Annotated in this window: 19 protein-coding genes; 9 read left to right on the top strand and 10 right to left on the bottom strand. The window is 66.7% G+C overall.

Annotated features, from left to right (window positions below; all coding sequences use genetic code 11):
- Window positions 1-7: 7 nt before the first annotated feature.
- Window positions 8-598 carry an outer membrane protein assembly factor BamE gene (locus NX774_RS22165; RefSeq protein WP_258824465.1) on the bottom strand — a complete coding sequence of 197 codons (591 nt, stop codon included), beginning with the start codon at window positions 596-598 and terminating at the stop codon, window positions 8-10.
- A gap of 79 nt (window positions 599-677) precedes the next feature.
- On the opposite strand from NX774_RS22165, the gene fur reads away from it, so the two are divergent.
- Complete coding sequence (gene fur, locus NX774_RS22160) at window positions 678-1,106, top strand: ferric iron uptake transcriptional regulator (protein WP_258824464.1); 429 nt, start codon at window positions 678-680, stop codon at window positions 1,104-1,106.
- Window positions 1,107-1,194: 88 nt separating this feature from the next.
- Here the strand turns inward: fur and NX774_RS22155 are convergent, their stop codons facing one another.
- From NX774_RS22155 to NX774_RS22140, 4 genes are all read right to left on the bottom strand, one after another.
- Window positions 1,195-2,397, bottom strand: a complete 1,203-nt coding sequence (locus NX774_RS22155; RefSeq protein WP_258824463.1) for a c-type cytochrome — start codon at window positions 2,395-2,397, stop codon at window positions 1,195-1,197.
- An 87-nt stretch (window positions 2,398-2,484) separates the two neighbouring features.
- Window positions 2,485-3,177, bottom strand: a complete 693-nt coding sequence (locus NX774_RS22150; protein ID WP_258824462.1) for an RNA polymerase sigma factor — start codon at window positions 3,175-3,177, stop codon at window positions 2,485-2,487.
- A 157-nt stretch (window positions 3,178-3,334) separates the two neighbouring features.
- Complete coding sequence (gene hrcA / locus NX774_RS22145; protein ID WP_258824461.1) at window positions 3,335-4,348, bottom strand: heat-inducible transcriptional repressor HrcA; 1,014 nt, start codon at window positions 4,346-4,348, stop codon at window positions 3,335-3,337.
- A 61-nt stretch (window positions 4,349-4,409) separates the two neighbouring features.
- The gene (locus NX774_RS22140; RefSeq protein ID WP_258824460.1) at window positions 4,410-5,123 is read right to left on the bottom strand and encodes an HAD family hydrolase; all 714 of its coding nucleotides are present in this window, start codon (window positions 5,121-5,123) and stop codon (window positions 4,410-4,412) included.
- A 193-nt stretch (window positions 5,124-5,316) separates the two neighbouring features.
- On the opposite strand from NX774_RS22140, the gene NX774_RS22135 reads away from it, so the two are divergent.
- Complete coding sequence (locus NX774_RS22135) at window positions 5,317-5,907, top strand: hypothetical protein (protein WP_258824459.1); 591 nt, start codon at window positions 5,317-5,319, stop codon at window positions 5,905-5,907.
- A gap of 33 nt (window positions 5,908-5,940) precedes the next feature.
- Window positions 5,941-6,570 carry a hypothetical protein gene (locus tag NX774_RS22130; RefSeq protein ID WP_258824458.1) on the top strand — a complete coding sequence of 210 codons (630 nt, stop codon included), beginning with the start codon at window positions 5,941-5,943 and terminating at the stop codon, window positions 6,568-6,570.
- Between the two features lie 253 nt (window positions 6,571-6,823).
- Here NX774_RS22130 and rsmA read toward each other — a convergent pair whose 3' ends face one another.
- Genes rsmA through NX774_RS22110 form a run of 4 tightly spaced genes read right to left on the bottom strand, consistent with a single transcriptional unit; the run spans window position 6,824 to window position 12,357 of the window.
- Window positions 6,824-7,594: a 16S rRNA (adenine(1518)-N(6)/adenine(1519)-N(6))-dimethyltransferase RsmA gene (rsmA, locus tag NX774_RS22125; RefSeq protein WP_258824457.1), complete on the bottom strand. Its 771-nt coding sequence runs from the start codon at window positions 7,592-7,594 to the stop codon at window positions 6,824-6,826.
- A 21-nt stretch (window positions 7,595-7,615) separates the two neighbouring features.
- Window positions 7,616-8,662, bottom strand: coding sequence for a 4-hydroxythreonine-4-phosphate dehydrogenase PdxA (gene pdxA, locus NX774_RS22120; RefSeq protein ID WP_258824456.1), 1,047 nt, complete (start codon window positions 8,660-8,662; stop codon window positions 7,616-7,618).
- 4 nt (window positions 8,663-8,666) lie between these two features.
- On the bottom strand, window positions 8,667-10,070 hold the full coding sequence (locus NX774_RS22115; protein WP_258824455.1) for a peptidylprolyl isomerase: 1,404 nt from the start codon (window positions 10,068-10,070) through the stop codon (window positions 8,667-8,669).
- A 25-nt stretch (window positions 10,071-10,095) separates the two neighbouring features.
- Complete coding sequence (locus NX774_RS22110) at window positions 10,096-12,357, bottom strand: LPS-assembly protein LptD (protein WP_258824454.1); 2,262 nt, start codon at window positions 12,355-12,357, stop codon at window positions 10,096-10,098.
- A gap of 95 nt (window positions 12,358-12,452) precedes the next feature.
- Here NX774_RS22110 and NX774_RS22105 point away from each other — a divergent pair, with 95 nt between their 5' ends.
- Genes NX774_RS22105 through NX774_RS22090 form a run of 4 tightly spaced genes read left to right on the top strand, consistent with a single transcriptional unit; the run spans window position 12,453 to window position 16,747 of the window.
- On the top strand, window positions 12,453-13,511 hold the full coding sequence (locus NX774_RS22105; protein ID WP_258824453.1) for an aminoglycoside phosphotransferase family protein: 1,059 nt from the start codon (window positions 12,453-12,455) through the stop codon (window positions 13,509-13,511).
- 10 nt (window positions 13,512-13,521) lie between these two features.
- Window positions 13,522-14,238, top strand: coding sequence for an N-acetylmuramate alpha-1-phosphate uridylyltransferase MurU (gene murU / locus NX774_RS22100; RefSeq protein WP_258824452.1), 717 nt, complete (start codon window positions 13,522-13,524; stop codon window positions 14,236-14,238).
- Window positions 14,235-15,566, top strand: a complete 1,332-nt coding sequence (gene pepP, locus NX774_RS22095) for a Xaa-Pro aminopeptidase (protein ID WP_258824451.1) — start codon at window positions 14,235-14,237, stop codon at window positions 15,564-15,566. The genes murU and pepP overlap by 4 nt, the downstream gene beginning before the upstream one ends.
- Complete coding sequence (locus tag NX774_RS22090; RefSeq protein WP_370660468.1) at window positions 15,566-16,747, top strand: UbiH/UbiF/VisC/COQ6 family ubiquinone biosynthesis hydroxylase; 1,182 nt, start codon at window positions 15,566-15,568, stop codon at window positions 16,745-16,747. Before pepP ends, NX774_RS22090 begins: the two co-directional genes overlap by 1 nt.
- 110 nt (window positions 16,748-16,857) lie before the next feature.
- On the opposite strand, the gene NX774_RS22085 is transcribed toward NX774_RS22090, so the two are convergent.
- Entirely contained in the window at window positions 16,858-17,751 is an 894-nt protein-coding gene (locus NX774_RS22085) for a LysR family transcriptional regulator (protein WP_258824449.1), read from the bottom strand.
- Window positions 17,752-17,897: 146 nt separating this feature from the next.
- Here NX774_RS22085 and NX774_RS22080 point away from each other — a divergent pair, with 146 nt between their 5' ends.
- Both NX774_RS22080 and NX774_RS22075 read left to right on the top strand, forming a co-directional pair.
- Window positions 17,898-18,758, top strand: a complete 861-nt coding sequence (locus tag NX774_RS22080) for an HTD2 family dehydratase (protein WP_258824448.1) — start codon at window positions 17,898-17,900, stop codon at window positions 18,756-18,758.
- 34 nt (window positions 18,759-18,792) lie between these two features.
- Window positions 18,793-19,950, top strand: coding sequence for an acyl-CoA dehydrogenase family protein (locus tag NX774_RS22075; RefSeq protein ID WP_258824447.1), 1,158 nt, complete (start codon window positions 18,793-18,795; stop codon window positions 19,948-19,950).

Below are 19,950 nucleotides of genomic sequence, written 5' to 3'. Positions count from 1 at the left end.
TGGTTCCTTACTTGCCTTCCTTGCGCTGGCGCACGTCCTCGAGCGACTTGCGCTCGTCCGGCGGCGGCGCGGCCACGGTGCCGGCGATGCGGGCGATGTACTCCTTCTCGGTCGGCAGGTGGCCACCGTCGAAGTGATCGACCTTGTTGTCCTTGAAGAAGACGGTCACGCGGCTGGTGGTCAGCTCGCCGTTGCCGCGCGCGAGGTAGAACGGGTAGTCCCAGCGGTCGGCGTGGAACATGTCAGTCAGGAGCGGCGTGCCGAGCACGAACTTGACCTGGTCGCGCGTCATGCCGGGCTTGAGCTGCTCCAGCATCTCCTGCGAGACGAAGTTGCCCTGCTGGATGTCCGGACGGTAGGGCGTGAAGATCCACAGGAACTTCTGCAGCTTGGTCACCGTGGTCGTCTGGGCGCCGGCGTTGGCAGCGGCGGCCGAGCGGCTGGCGTCGGCGGCAACGGCCTCGGGCGAGGCGTTCGCCGGGGCGGTCGGCTGGCTGCGCAGGCTCGAGCAGCCGGACAGCGCCAGCGCGCACGCCAGGCCGCCGGCAGCGGCTGCCAGCGCACGAAAACGGTAATTTACGGCAATCTTGACGCGCATAGGGGTCCTCAAAACGTTTGAGCAGGAGCTCCAAAACGCTATATCATAAAGCACTCTGCCCATTCACGAGTATCAAAACATGAGCAATAACCCAACCGACCTGAAGGCCAGCGGGCTGAAAGCGACGCTGCCGCGACTCAAAATTCTGGAAATCTTCCAGAACAGCGAGGTACGGCACCTGACGGCGGAGGACGTCTACAAGACCCTGCTCACGGAGAACATGGACGTGGGGCTGGCGACAGTGTACCGGGTGCTCACCCAGTTCGAACAGGCGGGCCTGATCAACCGCAACCACTTCGAAACGGGCAAGGCGATCTACGAGCTCAACGTAGGCACGCACCACGATCACCTGGTGTGCCTGGACTGCGGCCACGTCGAGGAATTCGTGGACGAAGAGATCGAGGCGCGCCAGCACCGCATCGCCGAAGAACGCGGCTTTCGCATCGCCGAGCACGCGCTCGCCATTTACGGTAACTGCACCAAGCAGAACTGCCCGCACCGGCACTGACCGTGTAGGGTGGGCACTTGTGCCCACGCTGTGGTACGCGTCGCGTGACCAACCGCGTGGGCTCGAGAGCCCATCCTACATCACACACTCACAGCGCCTTCAGGTACTCGGCCAGGTCGGACACCTCGGCCGGACTCAAGCCCAGCGCCTTGCGCTGGTTGTAGATTTCCACCACCTCCTTCAGCGTCGCCGCCTTCCCGTTGTGGAAGTACGGTGGGTGCTGCCACACGCCCCTGAGCGGCGAGGTGCGGTACAGCTTGGTCGCGCTGCGCGAGGCGTAGCTCGGCGCGCCGTTCGGCTCGGGCTCGCTCACCACCTGGAATGGCGCGTGCAGGCCGAGGTTGGCGTCGGTGAACTTCGATCCTAGGTGGCAGGTGATGCAGCGCCCCTTGCCGACGAACAGCGCGCGCCCGCGGCCCACCGCGTCGTAGTCGAAACTGCCCGGCGGCGGGGGCGGCGCCTTGAGCGACAGCTGGTAGGCGCGCAGCGCCGGCAGCGCCGGCCGCACCAGGTCGATGCTGCCGTTGGTGACGTCCACGCCAATGCGATCATCCTCGAAATGCCCCAGCCCGCCCATCTGGGTGACGGCCACGTAGCGGTTCCAGTAGGTGACGTCGTCGCCGTCACCGGTGTAGGTGATCTTGTGGATGCCGGCCAGGCCATAGGCCGGCGGGATCTCCACCGGCCCGTTCTTGCCGTCGATGTTAAAGCGCGGGTCGTAGCGCCCCCGGCCCCACGAGTTGTACACCGCCTTCTGCGCCGCGGTGAGTGCGGGCGACAGCGCGATCACGGCGCCCACGTTCAGGTCGCGGTTGGGCCAGCCGTCCAGGCGCCTGCCGATGCCGGCAGCGAACGAGTTGTCCACGGTGGAGTGGCACAGCGCGCAGGTGATGCCCACACGCTTGAGCACGTCCTGCCCCCGCACCGTTTCCACCCGGCCCACGATGCCGACCACTGCGCCCAGCTTGAGCAGGGCCACGGTGGTCCTGGGGCTGTTCAGGTCGATGCTGCCGTTCCTGATGCCTTCGCGCACGGCCGGCGGCAGCGCGTCCACGTCCACCTTGATCCCGAGCGAGAGCGCGGCGGCCGGACTGACCGAACTGGCGATCACCTCGTGCATGCGCAGCTGGTCGGTCCACTTGGCGCCGTCGCCGAAGGTATCGTAGCGGAAGATCTGGCGGCCCTTGGCGACCAGCAATGGATCGGGCTCATCGTCGTCGCGGTGGTGGCCGGCACAGGCGGCAAGCACGGCGGCCGCGAGCAGCGGCAGGCAAAGCTTTCTGGCGAGCATGGTGTCCTCCTTCGGGCGCGACAGGGCGCCTGATTTCTACGGTACACCTCGCCAACTGAACTGATCTTCAGCCAGCGCAAGCGCGGCTCAGGACGCCGGGAGCCGCGCGAGCACCGCCGCCACGATGCGGTCGCAGCGCGACCCGTCGAACGAGAATGCGTCCCCCAGCGCCAGGTCGAACTGGCTGGCCAGCGCGGCGCGCAGCATGGCGCGGGCGCGGAAGAAGCGCGAGCGCACGGTCGCCTCCGGGATGCCGAGGCAGGCCGCAACTTCCTCGCCGCTCAGCTCCTCCACCGCGCGCAGCACGAAAACGGTGCGAAATGCCTCGGGCAGCGCGTCGAGCGCGCGTTCCAGCAACACCCGCGCTTCGGCGCGCATCGCCTCTTGCTCGGGAGAATCCGTGCGCTCCTCGTCCATGGCGGCCTCCGCTGCGCTGTTGCCGGGTTCAACGGTGGGAAAAAGCGGGGTGATGTTGCCGCGCCGCCGGCTCTTGCGGCTGCGCGCGATCGCTTCGTTGACGACGATGCGGGTGAGCCAGGTGGAGAGCTTGGCGTCGCCACGGAAGCTGCCGATGGCGCGGTAGGCCTGCAGGTAGGCGTCCTGCAGGGCATCCTCGGCTTCGGCGTCGTCGCGCAGGATGCTGCGGGCGGCGCGGAACAGCGCCCGGTTGTGGCGCCGCATCAGGAGCGCGAAGGCGTGCTGGTCGCCCGCTGCGATGCGCGCGGCAAGGCCGGCGTCGGTCAGTGAGGCGTCGTCGTTGGTGCTGGTTGCGGTGCGCATGGCTCTCCCCGGTGTGGACAATCGCCGCATTGGATGACGCCAGCGCGCGTGGCGTTCCCGCGCAGCTTGAACGCGTGGGCGGGAGACCCGCCCACCCTACGCAAGCGACGCCGCGTTTCCTGCCCATGCGTCCAACCCAGGCCAGCAGGCCTGCCCGTCAGGAATGACTCAGCGCGTTGGAAAGCAGCTTGGCGGTGATGTCCACGATCGGGATCACGCGCTCGTAGGCCATGCGGGTGGGGCCGATCACGCCCAGGGTGCCGACGATCTTGCCGTTCACTTCGTAGGGCGCGGTGACCACGCTCATTTCGTCCAGCGGCACCAGCTTCGATTCCCCGCCGATGAAGATCTGCACGCCGCCGGCCTTGCTGGAGACGTCCAGCAGCTGCATCAGCCCGGTCTTCTGCTCGAACATTTCGAACATCTGGCGCAGCGAGCTCATGTTGGAGGACAGGTCGGACACCGACAGCAAATTGCGCTCGCCGGCGATGACCATGTCGTCGCCCTCGGCCATCGCCTCGCTGCCGGCTTCGACGGCGGCCTGCATCAGCCGGCCCATGTCGTCGCGCAGCTGGCGCAATTCGCCGGTCAGGCGCATGCGCACCTCGTCGAACGAGAGCCCGGCGTAGTTCTGGTTCAGGTAGTTGGCCGATTCGATCAGCTGCGACGGCGAGTAGTCCACGTCAGTCAGCAGCAGGCGGTTCTGGACGTCGCCGCGCGGGTCCACGATGACCAGCAGGATGCGCTTTTCGGACAGGCGCAAAAATTCGATCTGCTGGAACGCCGATTCGCGGCGCGGGCTTTGCACCACGCCGGCAAAGTGCGACAGCGAGGACAGCATCTGCGCCGCGTTGGCGATCACCTTTTGCGGCTGGTGCGCCGGCAGGCGCATGCTGGCCTCGACGCTGTGCTCGTCGATCTGCTGGACCGTGAGCAGGGTATCGACGAACAGGCGGTAGCCGCGCGGCGTGGGCACCCGCCCGGCCGAGGTGTGCGGGCTGGCCACGTAGCCCATTTCCTCCAGGTCCGCCATGATGTTGCGAATCGTGGCCGGCGACAGGTCGAGCCCGGAGATCCGGGACAGCGCGCGCGACCCTACCGGCTGACCGTCCGCGATGTAGCGTTCGACCAGGGCTTTGAGCAGGGTTTGGGCACGATTATCGAGTTGCATGATTTTGCGGTGGGCACCGGGTTGCCCTCCTATTATGCACGTTCGGCCCGCTGCTGTGCAGTCATCCGTGCTCGCGCTGCAGCCAATCGACCAGCTCGTGGAAGTTGCTGACGATCGCGTCCGGCACCACCTCGTGCTCCAGGTGACGGGTGCTGCCGGTGCGGTTCATCCACACCGCGCGCAGGCCGGCGCGCTGGGCGCCCTGCACGTCGAGCAGCACGTCGTCGCCCACGTACACGGCGTCCTCCGGCGCCACGCCCAGTTCCTTGCAGGCGGCGTGGAAGATGGCCGCGTCCGGCTTGGCGCAGCCGAGCTGGTGCGCGGCGACCGAGACCTTGAAATGGTGCGACAGGCCGATCGCCTTCAGGTCGGCATTGCCGTTGGAAATGGAGCCGACCAGCACCCGGTCCTTCAGCCGCAACAGGCCCGGCAGCACGTCGTCGTAGGGAACCACCGCATTGCGCGCAGCGAAGAATTCGACCATCGCGTGTTCGACCTTGGCCGGATCCTCGCCGGCCTGCTCGAACGCCGCCACCAGCCCGGCCCGGCGCAGCGCGCCCAGGTCGAGCGCGAACGCCGGGTTCTGGGCCAGGAGCGCCATGCGCGCCTGGCGCAACTCGTCGATCGAGAAGCGGCGCGCCACCCCGGGCGCATTGTCGGCCAGCCAGGCATGCAGCGTTTGCTCGGCCTGCACGATCACCGGCGCGATCGGCCACAGGGTGTCGTCCAGGTCGAACAGGATGGCCTTGGGCCAGGCGCGGCGCGTCGTTGTCATGTGAATCGGGGGAAGAGAAAGGCGGGCCAGCCAAGAATAGCGACGGCGGCGGTGAAAAGCAATCCTGGCCCAGCGGTTACACCGTGATACAAGGGTAATGGTTCAGCAAGCTGACAAATCGACTAAAATGGCGGCTATTTGTCTTTCAGGCGCACTCGGCTTTGGCGCCTTTCCTGTCCGCATTGGAGAAAATATGAAAAGTACGTACCTGCGCGCCGGCGTTGCCGCGCTGGCATGCGCGCTGGGGCTGTCGGCTTGCGGCGGCAGCAGCGGCCAGTTGGCGCTGGGCGGCACGATCTATGGCCTGACCAAGGAACAGATCGTGCTGCAGAACAACGGCGCGCATGACTACACGATCACGCCGTCCATGCTGGGCGCGGGCGGCACGTTCTACTTCCCGGACCTGATCGGCATCGACGAGGCGTACAAGGTGACCGTCAAGAGCTACCCGTCCAACGTGACGGGCTGCACGGTCAATTACGGCACCGGCCGCTCGGCCTTCAACGTCACCAACATCCAGATCGTTTGCGCGCTCAAGACCCATAAGCTGGGCGGGACCATCAGCAACCTGAAGGGCGATGGCCTGGTGCTGGTCAACGGCACCGACAAGGTGACGGTCCCGGCGGGCGCAACGACGTTCCAGATGACCGAGGTGGGCGAAGACCAGCCTTACGGCATCACGGTACTGAGCAGCCCGGCCAACCAGAGCTGCGTCGCGAGCAACGCAAGCGGCATCATGGGTAACGCCGACAAGACCGACGTCGTGGTCACCTGCACCCCCTGACGCGGCCGAGCCACTTTCCTGGAGAAACAGTCAATGAAGTTCACTTCGATGCGCAGCCTGCTGGCACTGGGCCTGGCCCTGACCCTGACCGCCTGCGGCGGCGGCAAGGCTACCTATACCATTCCGGGCACCGTGAGCAACCTGCAGTATGGTCCGCTGGTGCTGACCACCAACGGTATGGACGTGACGGTCAACCCGTCCTCCACCCTCGTGCCGCCGGTCTACGACGCGTCCAAGGTGCCCGCGGTCACCTTCGAGTTCCCCAAGCAGCTTGAATACGGTGACGAGTATGTGGTCACATTCAAGCAGCAGCCGCCGCACCAGAATTGCAGCATTCCCCAAGGCTATGAGCACGACACCGTCGGCCACCGGGCAGTCATCAACGTCCCGGTCAACTGCTTCCTGCAAGCGCATGCAGTTGGGGGCTCGGTGTCGGGCCTGACCGCGGACGGCCTGGTTCTGGTCAATGGCGGCGGTACCCTGCCCCTGGCATCGGGCGCTACCACGTTCACGTTTGCCAACACGGTCACCTACGGCCAGACCTACGGCGTGACCGTGCTGTCGAACCCGACCGGCCTGTTCTGCACCGTGGCCAACGGCGCCGGCACCATGCAGGACGCGGACGTGGCCAACATTGCGGTCACCTGCGTGCCGTCGGCCTGATATTCAGCCATGTGATGGAGAGCATTCCAAAAGGAAATTGGACGAATATGCTGTGGCGCAGCATACTGCACCTGTCTCCTCCAACTCTCCTCAGAAAAGAATTGGATTTAAGCCCGCCTCCCGGCGGGCTTTTTTTTATTTCCGAGTCACGACAGCCGGGATGTTTGTAGGGTGGGCTCTCGAGCCCACGCCGGGAACAGACGCAGCAGGTACACGCGTGGGCTCAAGAGCCCACCCTACCGTTCGTGGGACCCTAGCCTTTGAGGTTTGCCAACGCCACGTATTGTTCCAGGCTCACGGCCTCGGGACGGGCGCCGGGGTCGATGCCGGCCTCGACCAGCTGCGCCTCGGTGAACATGCCGGCCACGCAGTTGCGGATCACCTTGCGGCGCTGCGAGAACGCCTTCTGCACGACGCTTTCCAGCCGCGCGCCGTCCACGGCCAGCGGCTGGCGGTGCGGGATCATGCGCACGATCGCGGAATCGACCTGCGGCGGCGGGTCGAAGGCGGTCGGCGGCACCACGAACAGCAGTTCCATGTCATAGCGCCATTGCAGCATCACCGACAGGCGCGAGTAGGCCTTGGTGCCCGGCTCGGCCACCATGCGCTCGACCACTTCCTTTTGCAGCATGAAGTGCTGGTCCTCGACCTGCTGCGCGTACTGCGCCAGGTGGAACAGCAGCGGGCTCGAGATGTTGTACGGCAGGTTGCCGACCACGCGCAGCTTCTGCCCCTCGGGCACCGGGATCGATCCGAAATCGAACTTGAGCGCGTCGCCCGAATGCACCGTCAGGCGCTCGCGCGGGTAGGTTTTCTCCAGCCGCGCCACCAGGTCGCGGTCCAGCTCGACCACGTGCATGTGGTCCAGGGATTTGAGCAGCAGCGCGGTCATCGCCGCCAGGCCCGGGCCGATCTCGACCATCACCTCGCCACGGCGTGGCGCAATGGCGTCGATGATGTTGTGCAGGACGTGGTCGTCCGTCAAAAAGTTCTGGCCGAAGCGCTTGCGGGCAACGTGTTTCATGCTTGTTGTGTTTTTTTTAAATCAGGGATGGGCGCGGCGTGCCTGCACCATGTGCATGGCCACACGCGCCGCTTCTTCCATGCTGCCGCAGTCGGCCAGGCCCAGGCCGCGCGCGGCCAGGTCGAGCGCCGTGCCGTGGTCCACGGAGGTGCGGATCAGCGGCAGGCCGAGCGTGATGTTGACCCCGCGGCCGAAGGTGGCGTGCTTGAGCACCGGCAGGCCCTGGTCGTGGTACATGGCCAGCACGCAGTCGGCGTCCTTCAGGTACTTTTGCTGGAACAGGGTGTCGGCCGGGTACGGCCCGCGGGCGTCGATGCCGCGTGCCTGCGCGGCCTTGAGCGCCGGCTCGATCACGTCGATCTCCTCGCGCCCCAGGTAGCCGTTTTCGCCCGCGTGCGGGTTCAGGCCGGTGACAAGGATGACGGGTGCGGCAATGCCGAACTTGGTCTTGAGGTCGTGGTCGATGATGTTTAGCACCTGCGCCAGCGAGTCCTGCGTGATCGCGCCCGGCACGTCCTTGAGCGGCAGGTGGGTGGTGGCCAGCGCCACGCGCAGGTAGGGCTGGTGCTCGCCGGGCGAGCCGGCCAGCATCATCACCACCTTGGGGGCGTTGGTTTTCTCGGCGAGGTACTCGGTGTGGCCCGAGAACGGCACGCCGGCGTCGTTGATCGTGCTCTTTTGCAGGGGCGCGGTGACGATCGCGTCGAACCAGCCCGCCTGTACGCCTTCGATTGCGGCGTCGAGGATATCGAGCACGGCGCGGCCGTTGTCGGCATCAAGCTGGCCGGGCACCACGTGCGCGGCCAGCGGCACATCCACCACCGCAATGCGGTCGGGGCCGAAGTGCGGCAGGCCGCTGTAGCGCAGCGCCTGCAGCGACACGGCCGACAGCCGGATCGCCGGGTCGATGGCGCCTGCCGTCATCGACAGGAACGCCGCATCGCCGACCAGCACGCAGTTGGCTTGCGCGCGCAGCGCCCACGCCGCGCGAATCGAAATTTCAGGCCCGATCCCGGCCGGCTCGCCGGTCGTGATTGCGAGCGTCGGACGGCGCGCCACTGCGTTCATCGGATCACTTGTCCTCGCGGAACTCGACGTAGGCGCGGTCGCGCACTTCGCGTGCCCAGTCCTCGGTCGCTTCCTGCAGCTTGCGCTCGTGGATCACCTGGCGCGCCACGCTGCGCTCCTTTTCCTTGGACAGGTCTTCGGTCTTGCGCTCGATGACCTGGATCAGGTGGAAGCCGAACGGGGTCTGCACCACGCCCGAGATTTCACCCGGCTTCAACTGGCTCATGGGGTTCTCGAACTCGGGCACCGTGTCGCCCGCCGCCAGCCAGCCCAGGTCGCCGCCCTTGGCCGCCGAGCCGTCCTGCGAGTACTGCTTGGCCAGCTCCTCGAAGGTGGCGGCCTTGTTGTCGATCTTTTCCTTCAGCTCCAGCAGCTTGCGCTTGACCTCGGCTTCGGTCATGGTCGGCGTCACCTTCATCAGGATGTGGCGCGCGTGGGTCTGGGTTTCCTCGGCTGCCTTGGCGTCCTTGTTGTCGGCCGGCTTGCGCTGGTCCACCAGCTTGATGATGTGGAAACCCGTGCTGGACTTGATGACCGGCGTGGTCTGGCCCGGCTTGAGCTTGCGCAGTTCACTGGTGAACAGCGGCGGCAGACGGTCCGGGTCGCGCCAGCCGATCTCGCCGCCCTTGAGCGCGTCCGGCGCGTCCGAATAGGTGGCGGCCATCTTGCCAAAGTCGGCGCCCGTGCGCAGCTGGCGCATCACTTCGTCGGCGCGCGCCTTGCGGGCGGCGATCTGCTCGGGCGAGGCGTTCTGCGGGATGCCGACCAGGATCTGCGAGATGTTCATCTCGACCTTGTCGGCGGCGGCGGCCTTCTCGGCGGCCAGGTAGGTGTCGATCTCGGCCTCGGAGACCTGGATCTTGGCGTCCACCTCGTGGTCACGCAGGCGCTGCAGCATGATCTCGTTGCGGATCTCTTCGCGGAACTGGTTGAAGGGCAGGCCTTCCTTTTCCATCTGGTTGCGCATGTCCTGCACCGACATCTTCTGGTTCTCGGCGATGCGCGCGATGGCACGGTCGAGCTCGATGTCGGCGACCTTGACGCCGTATTCCTTGGCCAGCTGGATCTGGGCGCGCTCGACGATCATCGCCTCCACCACCTGGCGCTGCAGGTCGGCCAGGTCGGGCACCTGCGCGCCCTGGGCGCGCATGCGCTGCACCACCTGGTCGACCCGGCCTTTCACCTCGTTCTTGGTGATCACGTCGTCATTGACCACCACGTAGATCGAATCGATCACCTTGGCGTCGGCGGATGCCGGCGGCAGGAAGCCGCCAGTGCTGGCCTTCGGGGCCGCGTCCGTCTTGCCGGCTTGCGCATGCGCGGAACCGGCGGTGAGCGCACACAGCAGCGCCGCTGCGAGCGAGATCTGTTGCAAACGGGTAGTACGCATCATCTGGGAAGCACTCATTTCAGGTTGATCCATTGCTCACCGGTCAGGGGCGGCCGACGTTCGTGTTCAGCCGGGTGTAGCCGGGGATGCTCTTGTTAAACGATTCCAGCGGGTTGCCGAAACCGAGGCGCGACAGTCCGTTCAGCTCGATCTGGAAGAAGATCGGCGTCGAGGTGGTCTGGGCGGCGGTCACGAAGCGCGAGGCGCCGAACCGGAACACCCAGCAATCGGCCTTGTACTCCAGGCCGACCAGGCTTTCGAGCAGTTTCTTGTCCTTCAGCGAATAACTGACCCGGCCCACGCCATACCAGCGCGCCGACAGCGGCCACTGGCCCGACAGGTCGGCGTTGCGGAAGCTGTCACGCTGGTAACGGTACTCGGCGTTGACCACCTTCATCGGGGCCGGCTGCCATTGCAAGCCAGCGTTCGAGCTGTACAGGCTGTGGCCCTGGGCGTCGTATTGTACCCCGGTATCGAAGTTCCAGTGATCGGAAATGCGCCCGCCGGCGGCAAACAGCGCGTCCGACCGGCTCTGGTTCTTGGCGTCGTTGGCCGTCAGGGTCACGCGCGGGTTGCTGAAGTAATAGCGGGTGCCCACCGCCACGCGCAGGCGCTCGGCGCCATTGCTCTCGATGAAGCGCGACACCACGGCCGCGGTCAGCTGGTTGGCGTCCGACACGCGGTCGGCGCCGACGAAGCGGTTTTCGGTGAACAGCTGGGCGTAGTTGAAGCCGGCGATCGCCGTGTCGAAGTTCGGGATCTGCGTCTGGTCGCGGAACGGCGTGCGCACGTAGAACAGGCGCGGCTCGAGCGTCTGGGTGGCGGGGCGGCCGAACAGGCTGCCCTCGCGTTCGAAGATCAGGCCGCTGTCGAGCGAGAAGGTCGGCACCGCGCGATCCTGTTCATTGGGCGCGGGGCGGCCGAGCTGGTCGCGGTTGTCGGTCAGGTCGTACTTGGTCGCGTGCAGCATCAGCTTGGGCGTGATGAAGTAGCCCGGGCGCACGAACGGCAGGCTGACCTGCGGCACGAACACGAAACGGTTGCCCTGCACGATATCGCCCGGCTGCGAGAAGCGCGTCGCCTCGGCATCGACTGCCCAGTCGAACCCGCCCAGCACGTCGTAACGGCCGGCGTGGAAGTTCAGCTGCGGCAGCCGGTCGTACGGGCGCGGCACGAACAGCGCCGGGTTGCCGGTGGGGCCGATGGCGGCCGGGTCCTGCAGCACCTGGTAGTTCTGCACCCGCGCCGACAGGCTCCAGTACTGGGTGCCGTAATCGGTGCGCAGCTCGCGCAGCAGCTGGCGCTCGGCCGACGCGGCCACGGTGCGCGAGAAGTCGCTGGGGTAGTTGTCGTCGGACGCCGCGTGGATGGTCCAGCCGTAGGTCCAGCCCGGGGCGACGGTCTGGTTGTGCAGCGACTGCACCAGCCAGCGGTTGCGGTGGCGGATGCGGTCGTTGGGCAGCGCCTCGACGTGGGTCTCGCCGCTGTACGGGCCACGGTCGGTCAGGCCAAGGTAGCGGAAGGTGGCGCCCAGCTGCACGCCGCGGTTGAAGATCACGCGCGGGAACAGCGTCAGGTCGCGGTTGGGCGCGATGTTGACGTAGTACGGCACCATCAGTTCCGCATTGCCCTTGGAGCCCGCGCCGATCGACGGCGGCAGCCAGCCCGAGCGGCGCGCGCCCGACAGCGAGAACGACAGCGCCGGGGTGCCGATGATCGGCACGCCCTTGAAGTAGATGACCGTGTTGGCGGCGGTGCCGACGTCGCGGCCCTGGTCCAGGCGCAGCTTGGACGACTTGAGGTACCAGTCGGGGTCCGGCCCCTCGCAGGTGCTGTAGGTGCCATCCGAGACCACGCCGACTTCCTCGGACAGGAAATCGATGCGGTTGGCGCGGCCCTGCGCGTTATTCAGCTGCATGTGGTACTGGGGATTGAGCACCCAGCCCTTGCCGGTCTCCAGATTGAGCTGCAGCGCGTCGCCCTTGTAGCGGTCGCCGAAGCGCCACATCGTCACGTGGCCCTGCGCGGTCACTTCGTCCTCGACCCGCATGTAGCAGGCGGTATCGGCGGTCATGCCGGTGCCGTCGCGGGTGATCTCGACGTTGCTTTTTAAATTCAGTTCGCGGTCGGGGCGGCCGGTGATTTCCTCGGCGCGGATGGTGACCGGCTGGTCCTGTTCATCGGTGCTTGGCGGCTTGGCGGCTGGCGCCGTTTGTGCGTGCAGCGGCCCCGTGGCCACGGTGACGAGCGCGGTCAGCGCGAAGGCGCCTTTGCGCGAAGGTGGAAGGGCCGAAAACCAGCTCATGAAACGACTTGCTGCACCATAAACAGGCGATTTTTTGGATTGAATCCCTTATTATATGGGAACTTCACAATCAACCGGATTCCCCAGCCCGCTTCATGTCTTCTCTGTCTCAAAATTCCCCCACTTCCGCTGAAAAAGATGCGCGCCTGGCCCTCCTGACCGAGTGGCTGGCGGGCCTCGGCCTGGTGGACGCGGGCTCGCGGCGCCCGGCTTCTTCCGATGCGAGCTTTCGCCGCTACTTCCGGCTGGACGTGCTTGAGCCCATGCGCGACAAGCTGGGCGACACCCTGGTCGCGATGGACGCGCCCCCCGAGCGCGAGAACGTGCCGGCCTTTATCCACGTGGACGGCCTGCTGATGGCCGCCGGCGTGACGGTGCCGGCGATCGTTGCGCGCGACGTGGAGCGCGGCTTTCTGCTGCTGTCGGACCTTGGCACCACTACCTACCTGCAGCGCCTGGACGCGGACAACGCCGCCTTCATGTATTCAAGCGCGGTGGACGCCCTGCTCAAGTTCCAGCTGGCCAGCCAGCCAGGCGTGCTGCCCGAGTTCGACCGCGCGTTCGCCCTGCGCGAGATGAACCTGTTCCCGGAATGGTATGTCGGCAAGCACCTGGGCATCACCATGACGGATCAACAAAAGGCGCAGCTGGACCAGGTGTTCGACGCGATTTGCGCCAACGTGCTGGCCCAGCAACAGGTGTACATGCACCGTGACTACCACTCGCGCAACCTGATGTGGCTCGAGCAAGGCAACCCCGGCGTGCTGGACTTCCAGGATGCGGTGTACGGCCCCGTCACCTATGACCTGGCCTCGCTGCTGCGCGACGCCTACATCCAGTGGGACGAGGAACTGGTGCTGGACTGGGTGGTGCGCTACTGGCAAAGCGCCAAGAAGCTGGGCCTGCCGGTGAACCCGGACATCGACGCGTTCTACCGCGACTTTGAATTCATGGGCCTGCAGCGCCACCTGAAAATCCTCGGCATCTTCTGCCGCCTGAACTACCGCGACGGCAAGACCATCTACATGGGCGACCTGCCGACCGTGATGGACTACGTGCGCAAGACCGCCAACCGCTACAAAGAACTCAAGCCGCTGCTGCGCCTGCTCGACGCGTTCGAGGGCGAAGCGCCTAAGGTCGGCTACACCTTCTGAAGAATTCCCGATGAAAGCCATGATTCTGGCCGCCGGCCGCGGCGAGCGGATGCGCCCGCTGACCGACACCTGCCCCAAGCCGCTGCTCAAGGTGCGCGGCCGTCCGATGATCACCTGGCATGTGCTGAACCTGGTGCGCGCGGGGATCACCGACATCGTGATCAACCACTCGCACCTGGGCCACATGATCGAGGCCGAGCTGGGCGACGGCAGCCGCCATGGCGCGCGCATCGTGTACTCGCACGAGCCCACGCCGCTCGAATGGGCGGGCGGCATCGCCAATGCGCTGCCCCTGCTGGGCGACGAACCCTTCCTCGCGGTCTCGGGGGACATCTACGCGCCCTACTTCGATTTCACCCTGGCGCTCGATGCGCTCAAGGACGCGGACGTGCTGGGCAACCCGTACCCGAAGGACGAACGCGACATCGCCTGGCTGTACCTGGCGCCGAACCCGTGGCACAACCCGAAAGGCGACTTCGCGCTGACGATGTTCGAGGTGGCGAACGAGGGCAGCCCGATGTGGAACTACGCCGGCATCGGCGTGTACCGCCCGGAGATGTTCGAGGCGATCAAGCCGGGCGACTTCGTCAAGTTCGGCGCGCTGGTGCGCAAGTACGTGGACCAGGGCCGGGTGGGCGGCGAGATCTACAACGGCCAATGGGTCAACGTGGGCGTGGCCAGCCAGCTCGAGGAGCTGAACGCGCCGTTTGCGAAGGCTGCGTCATGAAACAGTTCGCTGCTCGCCGCGCGCGCCTGGCCGCAGCGATGCAGCCGGGCGCGGTGGCCGTGCTGTTCACCGCACCTGAAGCGCCGAGGAACGGCGACAGCGATTATCCCTACCGCCACGACAGTTACTTCTACTACCTCACCGGTTTTACCGAGCCCGAAAGCGCGCTCGTGATCGTGGCGGCGCAGGGCGACAAGCCGGCGCGCTCGATCCTGTTCTGCCGCGAAAAGGACGTGCAGCGCGAGATCTGGGACGGCTTTCGCTACGGCCCGCCGGGCGCGAAGGACGCCTTCGGCCTGGACGAGGCATATGCGATCGGCGAGCTCGATGCGCACATGGCGCGCCTGCTGGCCGACTGCCCGGCCGTCTGGTATCCGCTCGGGCGCGGTCTGCCGGTCGAGCAGCGCCTGGCCGGCTGGCTGGCCGCGGTGCGCGCGCAAAGCCGCAGCGGCATCACCGCGCCGCCGGCCGCGCACGACCTGCTGCCCGTGCTCGACGAGATGCGGCTGCACAAGGACGAGACCGAGCTGGCCACGATGCTGCGCGCCGGGACCATCTCCGGCAACGCCCATGCACGCGCGATGCGCGCCACGCGAGCCGGCATGTTCGAGTACGAGATCGAGGCCGAGCTGCTGCACGAATTCCGGCGCTGCGGCGCGCAGTTTCCGGCCTACACGCCGATCGTGGCGAGCGGCGCGAACGCCTGCGTGCTGCACTACATCGCCAACAACGCACAGGTTGCCGACGGCGAGCTCGTGCTGATCGACGCCGGCTGCGAGCTGGATTCGTACGCGGCCGACATCACGCGCACCTACCCGGCCAACGGCCGCTTTTCGCCCGCGCAGCGCTCGCTGTACGAACTGGTGCTGGCTTCGCAGCAGGCCGCGCTCGATGCGGTCGCCCCTGGCCGGCCGTACAGCGACATCCACGACGCGGCGGTGCGGGTGCTGGCGCAGGGCATGCTCGACCTGGGCCTGCTCGACAAGGGCAAGTATGGCAGCGTGGACAATGTGGTGGCAGAGCGCGCCTACCAGGAGTTTTACATGCACGGCACCGGGCACTGGCTCGGGCTGGACGTGCACGACGTGGGCCGCTACCGCGACACCGCGCGCGAGGGCAAGCCCTCGCGCAGCCTGCTGCCGGGGATGGTGCTGACCGTGGAACCGGGCATCTATGTGCGCCCGGCCCAGGGCGTTCCCGAGGCATACTGGAACATCGGCATCCGGATCGAGGACGACGTGGTCGTCACCGAGGGCGGCTGCCGCATCCTGACCGGCGCCGCGCCCAAGCAGGTGGCCGAGATTGAAGAACTGATGCGCAAACCATGATGAACGAAGAACTGCAAGTGGACGTGGCGGTCTGCGGCGCCGGCCCGGTGGGCATGGCGCTGGCCGCGCTGATGGCCAAGCGCGGCGTGCCCGGCAAGCGCATTGCGCTGGTCGATGCCAAATCGCTGGGACAGGCGATCTCGGACCCGCGCTCGATCGCGCTGGCCTGGGGCAGCCGCCTGCTGCTGGAAGAACTGGGCGCCTGGCCGCTGCCGGCCACCGCGATCCACCAGATCCACGTGAGCCGGCGCGGGCGACTTGGCCGCAGCCTGATGGACCGTGCCGAGCACAAGCTGGCCGCGCTGGGCTACGTGGCGCGCTACGGCGACGTGGTCGATGCGCTGGCGCGTGCCTGCGAGCGTGCGGGCGTGACCGTGATCCGGCCGGCGCGCGTGGTGGGCGTGGACGAACAAAGCGACCGCGTCACCCTTACGCTGGACGACGGCCGCACCATCCGCGCGCTGGTGGCGGTGCAGGCCGAAGGCGGCATCTTCGGGCAGCAGCAGGACCGCTCGATCAAGCGCGACTACGGGCAGACCGGCGTGATCGCGCGCATCAGCGCCAGCAACCCGATTCCCCATCGCGCCTTCGAGCGCTTCACCGAGGAAGGGCCGCTGGCGCTGCTGCCGCAGGACGGCGCCGATGGCCACCAGTACGCGCTGGTATGGTGCGTCAAACCCGAGCGCGCGGCGCAGCTGTTGGAGCTGGACGACCAGCACTTCCTGGCGCAGCTGGGCGACGCCTTCGGGTCGCGCCTGGGACGCTTTACCGCCGCATCGACGCGGGTGGCGTATCCGCTGGGGCTGAACGCGGACGCGCGCGCCACCGCGCGCACGGTCGCGGTGGGCAATGCGGCGCAGACGCTGCATCCGGTGGCGGGACAGGGCATGAACCTGGGCCTGCGCGACGCCGCGGTGCTGGCGCGCGTGTTGGCCACTGAAGGAGCGGGCCCGCATGCGGTCCAGCGCTTCGTGGACGAGCGCCAGCATGACCGGCGCCTGACCATCAGCGTGACCGATGCGATGGCGCGCATCTTCACCGACACCGGGCCGCTGCAATCGCTGTTCGGGCTGTCGCTGGCGGTGCTGGACACGGTCAAGCCGGCGCGCATGCTGCTGGCCGAGCTGATGATGTTCGGCCACCGCGGCGGGCGCGCGCCGCGCTATACGCAGACCCCTTAGCCCGCAACCCAAAAACGTCGTCCCCGCGAAGGCGGGGACCCATACTGAACGTCCGTTCACGCGGCCTATGGGTTCCCGCCTGCGCGGGAACGACGGTTTGAGGCTGTCGGCTAACCCGACGCCTCGAGCCTGATCATCTCCACCAGCTCGCGCGCATACGCCGGCAGCGCGTCGAGCTTCTGCACCACCACACTGCGCTCGCGCACGGCCCAGTCGTCGGACAGCTCCACCAGCGCCAGCTTCATGCTCTGGCTGTGGCGCCGCGCCGCCGACTGCGGCAGGATGCCGATACCCACGTTCGCCTCCACCATGCGGCACATGGCGTCGAAGCCCCGCACCTGGATGCGCAGGTTCAGGCGGTCCCCGCTGTCGCTCACCACCCGGTTCAGGAAGTGCTGCAGCGTACTGCCCTCGTGCAGGCCGATGTGGGGATATTCCAGCGTCTCGGCAAAGCCGATGCTGCCGGCCTTCGCCAGCGGGTGGCCTGCGGCCGTGGCCAGCACCAGCCGGTCGGTGGAAAAATTGATGATCTCCAGCCCCTGCCCCTGCACCGTGCCGGCGGCAACGCCGATGTCGGCAGTGCCTTCCTGTACGCCGCGCACGATGTCGTGGTTCAGCCGCTCTTCCAGCGCCACGTTCACCTGCGGGTGCGACGCGAGGAAGGTGCCGAGCACGTGCGGCATGAATTCCGTCACCGCGGTCGTATTGGCGAAGATGCGGATATGGCCCTTGATGCCGTTGTTGTACTGCTGCATGTCGCTCTTGAGCAGCTCGACCTGCTGCATGAAGCGCTGCGCGTGCGCCAGCAGCGTCTCGCCGGCCGGCGACAGGCTCACGCCCTTGTTCTCGCGATACAGCAGGCGCATGCCAAAGCGCGATTCGAGTTCCTTGATCCGGTTGCTGGCCGCCGCCAGCGACAAGTGCATCCGTTCGGCGGCGCGGGTCAGGCTCTTTAGTTCTGCGACGAAGATGAACAGGCGCAGGTCGGTCAGGTCGAAAAGCATGTGGCCACTTCCTTATTTCACTAAGGCATTCTAGCCCAAGCGCCTTGCCTACGCCGAAACCGTAGCCCCCCTTCCAAAAGCACAGATTGTGCGTTCGGGGTCCCCGCCCCACACTGGCCACCTTGTTACTGATGACCCTGACATCCATGACTGCTGACGCCCTCGACAATTCCTTACTGCAACAATGGGTCGGCAAGACCGAGACGCTCGACACCCGGGTCGGCGCGGCAACCGCCAACGCGATGGCGGCCACGCTCGACCGTGCCGACACGTTCAAGGAAGGCGACGCCCTGCCGCCGCTGTGGCACTGGGCCTACTTCTGGTCCGCCGCGCCGCAATCGGAAATCGGTCCGGACGGCCACCCGAGGCGTGGCGGCTTTTTACCGCCGGTGCCGCTGCCGCGCCGCATGTGGGCCGGCGGCCGCCTGAGCTTTGCCGAACCGCTGCCGGTCGAAGGCATGGCCACGCGCACCTCGCAGGTGATGAGCGTGACGCCCAAGAGCGGCGCAAGCGGCAGCCTGGTGTTCGTCACCGTGAAGCACGAGCTGGCGCATGCCGGCCGCGTGTGCGTAACCGAGGAACACGACATCGTCTACCGTCCGCTGCCCACGCCCGGCGCGGCTGCCCCGGCCCCGAAGATGGCCCCGCTTGACGCAGCCTGGTCGCGCATCGTCACGCCCGACCCGGTGCTGCTGTTCCGCTACTCGGCGCTCACCTTCAACGGCCACCGCATCCACTACGACCGCAGATATGTGACCAAGGTCGAGGGCTATCCCGGCCTGATCGTGCACGGCCCGCTGATCGCCACCCTGCTGGCCGACCTGCTGCGCCGGCACATGCCCGATGCGCGCATGGCCACGTTCTCGTTCCGCGCGGTTGGCTCGCTGTTCGACATCGAGCCCTTCACCCTGTGCGGCCGGCCCGACGCCGATGGCCGCACGGTGCACCTGTGGGCGCAGAACATGCGCGGCGAGCTCGCCATGCAGGCCGAGGCCACGCTGGCCTGACGCGCCAGACCAAGAATAATTTTTGGAGACACCAATGAACCACCACGACAACTACGAAGACATCCGCGATGCGGTGCGCGCCCTGTGCGGCGAATTCTCGGCCGAGTACTTCCGCAAGATCGACGAAGAGCGCGGCTACCCCGAGGCATTTGTCAACGCGCTGACCCAGGCCGGCTGGCTGGCCGCCCTCATCCCGCAGGAATACGGCGGCTCGGGCCTGGGCCTGACCGAAGCATCGGTCATCATGGAAGAGATCAACCGCGCAGGCGGCAACTCGGGCGCCTGCCACGGCCAGATGTACAACATGGGCACCCTGCTGCGTCACGGCTCGAAGGAGCAGAAGGAACGCTACCTGCCCCAGATCGCCAGCGGCGCGCTGCGCCTGCAGTCGATGGCCGTGACCGAGCCGACCACCGGCACCGACACCACCAAGATCAAGACCACGGCCGTGCGCCGTAGCGACCGCTACGTCATCAACGGCCAGAAGGTGTGGATCTCGCGCGTGCAGCACTCGGACCTGATGATCCTGCTGGCGCGCACCACGCCGCTGTCGGACGTGACCAAAAAATCCGAGGGCATGTCGATCTTCATCGTCGACCTGAAGGAAGCGATCGGCAAGGGCCTGACCGTGCAGCCGATCCTGAACATGGTCAACCACGAGACCAACGAGCTGTTCTTCGAGAACCTGGAGATCCCGGCCGAGAACCTGATCGGCGAAGAAGGCAAGGGCTTCAAGTACATCCTCGACGGCCTGAACGCGGAGCGTACGCTGATCGCGGCCGAATGCATCGGCGACGGCTACTGGTTCATCGACAAGGTGACCAAATACGTGAAGGAGCGCGAGGTGTTCGGCCGCCCGATCGGCCAGAACCAGGGCGTGCAGTTCCCGATCGCGAAAGCCTACGTGAACGTGGAAGCGGCCAGCCTGATGCGCTACAAGGCGGCGGCGCTGTTCGACGCCCACAAGAACTGCGGCGCCGAGGCCAACATGGCCAAGATGCTGGCGGCGGACGCGTCGTGGGAGGCGGCCAACGCCTGCCTGCAGTTCCACGGCGGCTTCGGCTTCGCCTGCGAGTACGACGTCGAGCGCAAGTTCCGCGAGACGCGCCTGTACCAGGTGGCGCCGATCTCGACCAACCTGATCCTCGCGTACATCGGCGAGCACGTGCTCGGCATGCCGCGCTCGTTCTGA

Source organism: Massilia agilis (genome assembly GCF_024756255.1).
Taxonomy (GTDB): domain Bacteria; phylum Pseudomonadota; class Gammaproteobacteria; order Burkholderiales; family Burkholderiaceae_D; genus Telluria; species Telluria agilis.
Note: the sequence above shows the minus strand (reverse complement) of the source record. Positions and strands in the feature narration are given on the sequence as shown.